The organism is Sphaerisporangium sp. NPDC049002 (assembly GCF_040649355.1).
Classification (GTDB): Bacteria; Actinomycetota; Actinomycetes; order Streptosporangiales; family Streptosporangiaceae; genus Sphaerisporangium.
Genome location: NZ_JBEZFH010000245.1, coordinates 1 through 10176, shown reverse-complemented (window position 1 = coordinate 10176; position 10176 = coordinate 1). Strand labels below are relative to the sequence as shown.

The 10176-nt window shown below is 71.5% G+C and carries 9 protein-coding genes; 7 read left to right on the top strand and 2 right to left on the bottom strand.

Features of this window, described 5'->3' with window-relative positions:
• The 5 genes from AB0B89_RS31670 to AB0B89_RS31650 form a co-directional block, all read left to right on the top strand.
• Nucleotides 1-931 (top strand): aldehyde dehydrogenase family protein (locus AB0B89_RS31670; protein WP_358560121.1); only part of this gene is annotated, 931 nt, incomplete at its 5' end.
• Entirely contained in the window at nucleotides 928-2418 is a 1491-nt protein-coding gene (locus AB0B89_RS31665; RefSeq protein ID WP_358560119.1) for a sugar ABC transporter ATP-binding protein, read from the top strand. The genes AB0B89_RS31670 and AB0B89_RS31665, both read left to right, overlap by 4 nt.
• Nucleotides 2415-3404, top strand: a complete 990-nt coding sequence (locus AB0B89_RS31660; RefSeq protein ID WP_358560117.1) for an ABC transporter permease — start codon at nucleotides 2415-2417, stop codon at nucleotides 3402-3404. The genes AB0B89_RS31665 and AB0B89_RS31660 overlap by 4 nt, the downstream gene beginning before the upstream one ends.
• Before the next feature lie 26 nt (nucleotides 3405-3430).
• Nucleotides 3431-4408, top strand: a complete 978-nt coding sequence (locus AB0B89_RS31655) for a substrate-binding domain-containing protein (RefSeq protein ID WP_358560115.1) — start codon at nucleotides 3431-3433, stop codon at nucleotides 4406-4408.
• Nucleotides 4409-4527: 119 nt separating this feature from the next.
• Complete coding sequence (locus AB0B89_RS31650; RefSeq protein ID WP_358560113.1) at nucleotides 4528-6393, top strand: discoidin domain-containing protein; 1866 nt, start codon at nucleotides 4528-4530, stop codon at nucleotides 6391-6393.
• 28 nt (nucleotides 6394-6421) lie between these two features.
• Here the strand turns inward: AB0B89_RS31650 and AB0B89_RS31645 are convergent, their stop codons facing one another.
• Entirely contained in the window at nucleotides 6422-6832 is a 411-nt protein-coding gene (locus tag AB0B89_RS31645) for an STAS domain-containing protein (protein ID WP_358560112.1), read from the bottom strand.
• 230 nt (nucleotides 6833-7062) lie between these two features.
• On the opposite strand from AB0B89_RS31645, the gene AB0B89_RS31640 reads away from it, so the two are divergent.
• Entirely contained in the window at nucleotides 7063-7923 is an 861-nt protein-coding gene (locus AB0B89_RS31640; RefSeq protein WP_358560110.1) for an NAD-dependent protein deacetylase, read from the top strand.
• Between the two features lie 156 nt (nucleotides 7924-8079).
• A complete protein-coding gene (locus tag AB0B89_RS31635) occupies nucleotides 8080-9381 on the top strand; it encodes a HAMP domain-containing sensor histidine kinase (protein WP_358560108.1) in 1302 nt (433 codons plus the stop codon).
• 58 nt (nucleotides 9382-9439) lie between these two features.
• Here AB0B89_RS31635 and AB0B89_RS31630 read toward each other — a convergent pair.
• Nucleotides 9440-10176 (bottom strand): DUF305 domain-containing protein (locus AB0B89_RS31630; RefSeq protein WP_358560106.1); only part of this gene is annotated, 737 nt, incomplete at its 5' end.

The following is a 10176-nucleotide window of genomic DNA, read 5'->3' as shown; positions in this document are numbered from 1 at the left end:
CAACGCCGTCGTCGAGCAGCCGCCGTCGCGCTGCCCGCTCGCCCTGCTGCGGGTCGCCGGACTCGTCGAGCTCGCGGGCGCGCCCCGCCACGCGCACCAGATCGTCACCGGCGGCGTGGAGGTCTCCCGGGCGCTGGCCGAGTCACCGGGGATCGCCGCGGTCAGCCTCACCGGGAGCACGGCGGCCGGCCGCGAGATCGCGCGCCTCGGGTCGGCGACGCTGAAGAAGGTGTTCCTGGAGCTCGGCGGGAACGACGCGCTGATCGTGTGCGACGACGCCGACGTGGAGGCCGCCGCCCAGGCCGTGGTGCTCGGGCGCCTGGCGCGCGGCAACGGGCAGATCTGCTGCGCGGTCAAGCGGGTGTACGTGCAGGACGGGATCCACGACGCCTTCGTGGAGTCGCTGCTCGGCCAGACCGCGAAGCTGACCGTGGGCGATCAGCTGCTGGAGTCGACCGACGTCGGCCCGCTGATCGCCGAGGAGGCCGCGGAGCGCGTCGAGGCGGCCGTCGGAAGGCTCGTGCGGGACGGCGCCCGGCTGGTCGCGGGGGGCGGCAGGCGCGCGGCGTTCGTCGACCCGGCCGTGCTCGTGGACGTCCCGGTGAGCAGCGATGCCTTCGCCGAGGAGATCTTCGGCCCGGTGGCGCCGGTGGCCCGCTTCACCGACCCGCTGGACGCCGTGCGGATGGCCAACGAGTCCCCGTACGGCCTGCACGCCGCGGTCTTCACGCGGGACGTGTCGCGGGCGTTCACCCTCGCACGGCTGCTGGACGTCGGCGGAGTGGTGATCAACGGCTCCACCGCCCTGCGCGCCGAGAACCTCCCCTTCGGCGGCACCAAGGACACCGGGGGCTACCGCGAGGGCCTGCACGAGACCGTCCTGGACTTCACCCGGCAGAAGACGATGGTGCTGATGGGGGCCTTCGGATGATCCTGGAACTCCGGGGCGTGCGCAAGGACTACGGCGGCGTGCGGGTGCTCCACGGGGTGGACCTCGCCGGCCGGCGCGGCGAGGTGCTCGCCGTGGTGGGCGCGAACGGGGCCGGCAAGTCCACGCTGATAAGGATCCTCGCCGGAGCGCAGCCCATGAGCCAGGGCGAGATGTGGATGGACGGCGAGCGCGTCGAGCTGCGCTCGCCGCACGACGCCCACGCGCGGGGCATCCGCACGGTCTACCAGGAGCTGACGCTGGTGCCCCAGCTGTCGGTCACCGAGAACCTGCTGATGGGGAACTTCCCGCGCCGCCGCTCCGGGCTCATCGACTGGCCCGCCGCGCACGCGCGGGCACAGGAGCTGCTGGACGGCATCGGTTTCGGCGCGATCGACCCGCGTACGGCCGCGGGGCGCCTGTCGGTGGCCCGGCAGCAGATGGTCGAGATCGCCAAGGCCCTGGTGGACGAGCCGCGCGTGCTGGTGCTCGACGAGCCGTCCGCGGTGCTGGCCGGCACCGACCTTGCGGCGCTGTTCGCGCTGATCCGCCGGCTGCGGGAGCGCGGCGTGCTCATCGTCTACGTGTCCCACCGGCTCGCCGAGGTGCTGGAGCTGGCCACGTCGATCGTGGTGATCAAGGACGGCCTGGTGATCGGCACCACCGAACCCGGGCGCACCAGCGAGGGCGAGCTGATCGGCATGATGGCCGGCCGCCGCCTGGAGCAGATCTACCCCGACCGGCGGGCGGAGCGCGGCGAGGCGGCGCTCACCGTGTCGCGGCTCGGCCGGGCAGGGGAGTTCGAGGACATCTCGTTCACGCTGCACACCGGGGAGATCGTGGGGCTTTTCGGCCTGGTGGGCTCGGGCCGCAGCGAGCTGGCCCGGTGCCTGTTCGGCGCCGGGCGCGCGACCTCGGGCCAGGTGCGCGCCGCGGACGGCTCCGGCGACTTCCGCACGCCTGGCGAGGCCATCGCGGCCGGGCTGGCGCTGGTCACCGAGGACCGCAAGGGCAGTGGCCTGGTGCTCGGCATGAGCGTCTCGGACAACATCATGCTCACGACGCTGCGTGCCACCACGCGCGGCCCGCTGATCGACGTGGCGCTGCGGCGGCGGAAGGTCACGGAGATGATCGACCGGCTGGACATCCAGCCGCCGAGGTGCGCCTCCATGCCCGCCGTGAACCTCAGCGGCGGCAACCAGCAGAAGGCCGTCCTGGCCAAGTGGCTGCTGGCCGGGCCCCGCGTGCTGATCCTGGACGAGCCGACCCGCGGCGTGGACATGGCCACCCGGGTCGAGATCTACCGCATGATCGACGGCCTCGCCCGCGAGGGCCTCAGCGTCCTGCTCATCTCCTCCGACCTCACCGAGGTCCTGGGCGCCACCGACCGGGTCCTCGTGATGAACCAGGGCCGCATCAGCGGCGAGGCCCGTTCGGACACGGCCACCGAGGACGAGGTCCTCACCTACGCGATCGGAAGGGCGGCATGACCGACCAGCTCGCCGGGCACGCCCCCGCCACCACCGGCAGGAGGCCGCCCCGGCTCGTCGTGGGCGGCCGTGACGTCACCGTGCAGGCCGCCTTCGTCGCGCTCATCGTGCTGATGGCCGGGACGGCGGCGCTCACCTCCGACACGTTCCTGACCCCGGCCAACCTCACCAACCTGCTCAAGCAGATGGTCACCACGGGCCTGCTCGCGTTCGGCATGCTCGTGGTCATCCTCACCGGCGGCATCGACCTGTCGGTGGGGTCGGTGGTGGCCTTCTCCGGCATCGTCACCGCGGGGCTGGTCTCCGGGCTCCCCATCCCGCTCGCCATGGCCGTGGGCGTGGCCTCCGGCGTGGGCTTCGGGCTGGTCAACGGCACGCTGGTCGCGCGCTTCGGGCTCGCGCCTTTCGTGGTGACGCTGGCCGCGCTGACGACCATACGGGGCCTGGCGTTCGTGTACTCCGAGGTGCCGATCGCCCCGGACGACCCGGCGTTCTTCACGCTCGGCTCGGCCATGGCCGGCCCGATCCCGCTGAGCACGCTGATCATGCTCGTGGTCTTCCTGGCCGGCGGGGTCTTCCTGACGCGCACCCCGGCGGGCCGTTCGATCGTCGCCATCGGCGGCAACGCGGAGACCGTACGGCTCGCCGGCATCAACGTGCGCCGTCACGTGATCCTCGCCTACACCATCAGCGGCGCCTGCGCCGGCCTGGCGGGCGTCATCCTGAGCAGCCGGGTCGGCATCGCCCAGCCGAGCGTGGGCGTGGCGTTCGAGCTCGACGCGATCGCCGCGTGCGTGATCGGCGGCGCGAGCCTGGCGGGCGGGCGCGGGTCCACGCGGGCCACCTTCGGCGGGGTGCTGGTGCTCGTCCTGATCAACAACCTGCTCAACCTCTACGGCGTGCAGAGCTTCTGGCAGCAGGTGCTCAAAGGATTGATCATCATCGCCGTGATCCTCGTCCAGCGCACCAATCGGGTGCGTTCCTGACACCTCACACCATCGGAGGTTCCCGCATGTACATGAAGAGGCTGTGCGGCGTGCTGGTCACCGGCGTCCTCGCCGCCGGCCTGGCCGCCTGCTCGTCCGAGCCGGGCAAGCCAGGCGCGGCCACCGGCGACGGGCGGTACACGATCGGCGTCGCCAACTTCCTGCTGAGCGGCCCCTACTTCAGCGGCATGGACAAGGCGATCGCCGCCCAGGCCAAGAAGAAGGGCAACGTCGAGGTCATCAGCACCGACGCAAACGGCGACGCGGCCAAGCTCGCGTCCAACGTGGAGGACCTGCTGAGCAAGAACGTCGACGCCGTCATCATCTCCGGCGGCCCGCTGGAGTCCGCGCCGGCGGCGCTGAACGCCATCAAGGCGGCCGGCAAGCCGGTGGTCCTGGTGGACCGCAAGTTCCAGACCGGCGAGTACACGAGCTGGATCGGCCCCGACAACGAGGCGATCGGCAGGCAGGACGGCGAGTTCATCGCCGGGAAGCTCCCCGGCGGAGGCAAGGTCGCCATCATCAAGGGCGGGCCCGCCGACAACAGCATCGGCCTCGCCCGCACCAACGGGGTCAAGTCGGTCCTGCGGGGCAGGCCGTCGATCACCCTCGTCGAGGCCCCCGACTTCGGCAACTGGGGATCGGACGGCGGGCTGTCGGTGATGGAGAGCCTGCTGGCCACCAACGCCGACGTCGACGCGGTGTTCTGCGAGAACGACGCGATGTGCCTCGGCGCCCAGCGCGCCATCGCCGACGCCGGGAAGTCCAAGCAGGTCATCATCGCCGGCGTCGACGGGCAGGCCGAGGCGCTCAAGGCGATCCTGGACGGCACCAACTACGCCGTCACGGGCCTCAACGACGCCGACATCATCGGCGGAAAGGGCCTGGACCGGGCGGTGGAGATCCTGAGCGGCGCCACCGTGGAGAAGGACACGGTGGTCCCCTCCCCCATGGTCACCAAGGAGAACGCGGCACAGTACTACGACCCCAACGGCGCCTTCTGAGGGAGGTCTCGAACCCCACGCCCCCGGTCGGGTGGCGGGCGGCGACGCCACCACGACCGCCCGCGCGGGACGCCACTCGCGTCACGCGCCTCACCCCTGTCTACCGAAGGACACCACTCATGCGACAAACCGTCAGACGAGTCGTGCACGGGGCGGCCATCGCCGCGGCCACCTCAAGCCTCGTGATCGTGGGCTCGCTCACCTCGGGCGCGCCCGCCACGGGCGCCACCGCCCCCGGCCCCGCCGCCAAGGGCGTGGCGGCCGACGACCCGACCCGCCCCGGCTGGACCCTGCTCTACAACGAGGACTTCTCGACGCCGCTGACCGGGGCGAGCACCCCGTGGGTCAAGGAGACCTACAGCTCCCCCTTCGACACCATCACCGACGACGCCGGCCAGTGGTACAAGAACGACTACGGGCCCGCGTGGACGACCGCGTTCAACTCCTTCTCCACCTACCGCAAGGACTTCAAGGTCGGGAAGGACGGCTGGCTCACGGCCTCGCTGTCGGCCCGCGACTTCAACAAGGACGGCGTCATCGAGTCCCCGCCGTCGATCACCACACAGGCCCTCGGCAGCGAGCACGTCGCGGTGCTCAACGTGCCGGAGTCGACCGGCGGGGCCATCTTCCGGCCCACCAACAAGCTGCCCGAGCAGTACCGCATCGAGTACAAGCTCAAGACCCTCGACTTCGGCGGCAAGCGCAACGGCACGATCGACTACGGCGGACGGACCAACGGCTACAGCACCACGGGCTGCAAGACGCAGCACCCGTGGGGCGAGGGCTCGAAGTCGCCCGGCTGGAGCGGGGACGCGTCGGTGCCCTACTGCCAGTGGCAGGACGTGCGGCAGGGGCCGTACGGGTACAACGGCTACCACTTCCTGTCGATCGTCGACTTCGCCAACCCGGCGCCCCGCAACAACCACTTCTGGCACTACCACCGCAAGGTGCTCATGGACGCCTTCTCCCAGCACCCCGACCGGGTGGGCACCGGCACGGGCGGGCGGGTGTGCAACTCGGCCACGAACCAGTACTACAACTACCGCGACAGCAGCTTCAACACCGTCAACATGTGGATCAGCGGGATGCCCAACTGGACCCCGGGCCCCGGCGGCCTGCCCGGCAACTCCCAGTGGTTCATGACGAGCTGCTCCGGCGGCGTCGCCGAGCAGCAGCTCTCGTCGGCGGCGGAGCTCCAGCCCGAGCTCATGCCGAACCAGTTCTACACCTTCGCGATCGAACGTGACGCCACCGGCTACACGCTGGAGGCCAGCGGGAACTTCGCCCGCGCGGGTCAGAGGACCCTGCGCTTCCACCGCGACTTCGTGGTGGGCAACGACCCGATCTGGCACTACAACGTCAAGGCGAGTGAGTACGACGGCCGGTTCAACGGGAACCTGGTGCAGAACGACGCCCACGGCAGCACCACCTGGCCGAACCAGTGGCCCTCGGGCTCGGCCTACCCCGACTACTTCGTGATCGGGGACCTGTACACCAACGTCTACGAAGGCAGTGCGAGCCTGACCGACATCCGCCTCTACGTGCCCGGCCAGACCGGCGGGACCAACCTCGCGCTGAACAAGCCGGCCACCGCCGACAGCCAGTGCGCGGCGAACGAGGCGCCGGCCAAGGCCGTCAACGGCACCGTGTCGGGCGGCCCGACGGACAAGTGGTGCTCCCTCGGATCGGGCAAGTGGCTGCGCGTCGACCTGCAGGCGGCCACGACGCTGCGGCGCTTCGTCGTGCGCCACTCCGGCGCGGGCGGTGAGAAGACGAGCTGGAACACCCGCGACTTCGACATCCAGGTGAGCACCGACGGGACGACGTGGTCCACGGTGGCGTCGGCGCGCGGCAACACCGCCGACGTAACCACCCACACCGTCTCGCCGGTCACCGCCCGCTACGTACGGCTGAACGTCCTCACCCCGACGAGCGACAGCGACACCGCGGCGAGGATCTACGAACTGGAGGCCTACGCGTCCTGACCCGGCGCGGCCCACGGCGCCGCCCCGGTCAGCCCCGTGCGGGTGGCGAGGTGCTTCCGCCGCGACACCCCTCGGGGGTCCTCGCGCGCAGGGCGGCCAGGGCGTCGGCGCGGGTGGGCTGGACGGCGAAGAACCGCGCCAGGCCGGTGGTCTGGAAGATCCTCACCAGGCGGGGGTGCAGGTCGGTCAGGGAGATCACGCCCCCGCGCTCGCCGACCAGGGTGCGCAGGGCCAGGAAGATGCGGATCCCGGTGGAGTCGCAGAAGCTCAGCTCGCCCAGGTCGAGCACCAGGGACCGGTGCTCGTCTGTCAGCAGGGCCAGGATCCGCTCGCGCAGCGACTCGGCGTTGGTGTAGTCCAGCTCGCCGCTCAGGGCGACGATGAGCGTCCGGGGCAGGGTGTCGTCGGGGTGCGGGACGAGGTGGACGGCAGCGGTCACGGGACACCTTCGGGGCGGGAAAAGGGGACGTCGGGCGCGAGGGCGGCTGTGTCGTCCGCCGGACCGGGCCCGCGGCCGGCCGGTGCTCGCGTGATGGCATGGCCGGGGGGGGGCACGGGCTCCCGCCAGCGTAGCGGCCAGGACCGGCGGGCGCTCGCCCCCGAGCAGGGGTTGGGGAACCCTTGGGCTCCCGATTCCGAGCACCGCGGATGATGGGGCAGCATGGGTAGGTGACCGATAACACCGACCTGCTGGCGGATCTGCTGGCGGCGGGCGATGTCGTGGTGCTCAGCGGGGCGGGGATCTCGACGGAGTCGGGGATCCCCGACTACCGGGGGCCCAGCGGGGCCCTGGTCCGGCACACCCCGATGACCTACCAGACCTTCGTCGGCGATCCGGCGGCGAGGCGGCGCTACTGGGGCAGGAGCCACCTCGGATGGCGGGCCGTGGCGCGGGCGAGGCCCAACGACGGCCACCGCGCCGTCGCCCGCCTCCAGCGGGACGGCCTGGTGGCGGGCATCGTCACGCAGAACGTCGACGGCCTGCACCAGGCGGGGGGCGCGCGGGACGTGGTCGAGCTGCACGGCAGCCTGGGCCAGGTGGTGTGCCTCGGCTGCGGCGATCTCAGCTCGCGGGAGGAACTGGACCGCCGCCTGAGGGAGGCGAACCCGTGGTTCGACGCCCGGGTGACGGCGATCAACCCCGACGGCGACGTCGACCTGCGCGACGAGGAGGTCGACGGCTTCCGGATCGTCGGATGCGCGGCGTGCGACGGCGGGACGCTGAAGCCGGACGTCGTGTTCTTCGGCGAGACCGTCCCCGCCGAGCGCGTCCACGAGTGCTTCGCCCTCGTGGAGAGCGCCCGTGCGCTGTTGGTGCTTGGATCGTCACTTACGGTGATGTCGGGCCGCCGGTTCGTGCTCCGGGCGGCGAAGCTCGGCATTCCCGTGGCGATCGTCAACCAGGGCCCGACCCGCGGGGACGGTCACGCCGCGCTGACCGTCGACGCCCCGCTGGGCGTGGTCCTTCCCGAGCTGGTGCGCCTCACGAGGCTCGCCTTCGACGCGCGCCGGTCCGGCCCGCCCCGCTGACCGGGGGCCCACGCCGGGCCGTACGACCGGGACACCGAGCCGGGGACCAAGGTCGGTTCAGAGGCGTTTGACCAGCTCACGTAACTTGAAGGTATGGGTCTATCGCCACTGAGGCTGCGCCCACGGTCGATCCGGGGACGGATCACGCTGTTGACCATGTTGATCACCGCCCTGATCCTGGTACCGATGGCGCTGATCATGAGCACGGTCATCCAGCAGATGTTCACCGACTCGGTATGGCACGACACCAGGGAGGAAGCCAGCGCGGTCGCGGCCGCCATCCACGCCGGGCGCCTGCCCAAGCTGATCGTGCCCGTGGTTCCCGGCATCGACCTGGTACAGGTCGTGGGACCGGACCGGAAGGTCATCGCCGCCTCCGGCGCCGCCAAGGGAAGTCGTCCGGTCAGCACGGTGTGGCCCAGCCCGGATGATCCGATCAAGGACCTGCAGACCTGCTTGAATCCCCAGCCGGGCTGCCTGCGCCTCACCGCGCTGCGGACCGGGGCGATGCCGAGCTCCTCTGTCGTCTACGCCGGCCAGCGGGCCTCCAGCATCCAGTCCACGGGATTCATCGTCACCCTCGTGGGCGTCCAGACGGCCGCGCTCATCGCGCTTGCGGGCTGGACCACCTGGAAGGTCATCGGCCAGACGTTGCGGCCCGTCGACAGCATCCGGTCCCAGCTCGCCCAGATCACCTTCCAGGACCTCAGCGGCCGGGTCCCCCAGCCCCCCGGGGACGACGAGGTCGCCAAGCTGGCCCGTACGGCCAACCGCACCCTTGGCCGGCTGGAGCAGGCCGTGCAGGTGCGGCGCCAGTTCGTCACCGACGCCTCCCACGAGCTGCGCACCCCGCTGGCCGGGTTGCGCCTGCAACTGGAGGAGGCCCAGATGCATCCCGAGGAGACCGAGCTGGAGGAACTGCTCCCCCGCATGCTCGGTGACGTGGAGCGCCTGCAGCAGATCGTGACCGATCTGCTCTATCTGGCCGGGGTCGAGAGCGCCGTGCCCGTCATGCGAAAGCAGGTGGATCTCGGCGAACTGGTCCGCATGGCGCTGGACCACCGCAACGACCGGCTTCCCACCAAGCTCTCGCTGGAGGACGGGGTGATCGTGAACGTCGTGCAGAGCCAGCTCAACCGGGCGCTGGCCAACCTGCTGGACAACGCCCAGCGGCACGCCGAGGGCACGGTGGCGGTGGAGGTGTTCCGGGAGGGGGACACCGCCGTGCTGGCGGTCTCCGACGACGGCGCCGGGGTCGCCGACTCCGACCGTGAAAGGATCTTCGAGCGCTTCACCCGGCTGGACGCCTCCCGCAGCCGCGACCGCGGCGGCACGGGCCTCGGCCTCGCCATCGCCCGCGACGTGGCCCGCGCCCACGCCGGGACCATCCAGGTGCTGCGCTCCCCCTCCGGGGGCGCGCGGTTCGAGGTCCGGCTCCCCCTCTCCGGCGTCTCCTAGCCGCGGCCGCGGCTAGCACGCGAGGTCATCTTCCGGTCGAGGGCCGGGCGTTCCCCGGTCAGTTCAGCTCGCCGAGCATCTGCCTCACCTGTGCGGAGCGTGACTGGTCGATCCGGCGGGCGAAGCTCTTGACCTCGGCGTTCATGCCCGTGCCGATCTCCGTGCGCGCCATCTCTATGGCGTTGGTCTGGTGGGCGATCATCACGTTGAGAAACCTGCGCTCGAACTCGACGCCGGTCATCTTCCCCAACGTAGTGATCTCCTCCGGGCTGGTGGCGTGCAGGCCGCCGTGGGCCTCGTGCGCGCGGACGTCCACCGTCAGGGGGCGGCCCCAGCCGAGCAGCCACGCGGTCATGGCCCGTACCTCGTCGCCCTGGGTGGCCTCGACCGCCGTCGCCAGGGTCCTCACCTCGCCCCGTACGGCCCGGGTCCTCGCCAGGCCGGCCATCGCCATCCCCTGGCGGTGGTGCGGGATCATCATCTGCAGGAACATCACGTCCGCGTCGTTGACCGGCCCGGTCGCGGCGGGCGCCGAGGTGCCGCCCGCGGGTCGCGATCCGGGGGTGGCCGTGGCGGCGGCGCAGGCGGGAAGGGCCAGCAGGCTCACCGCGGCGACGAGGGCGAGTGCGGCGCGTCTCAAGTGGTCCGCCTCTCTGGGTTCGGTGACCGGCCTGATCCGAAGGCGTCGTGGAGAACCGGCCCTTCCGGTGCGTGCGGAAGGGCCGGCGCTCTTCCGGGGGTGCGCGCGGCGCTCCACCAGCGCTCGGTGCTCCACGCGCGAGTGCTCGATGTGGA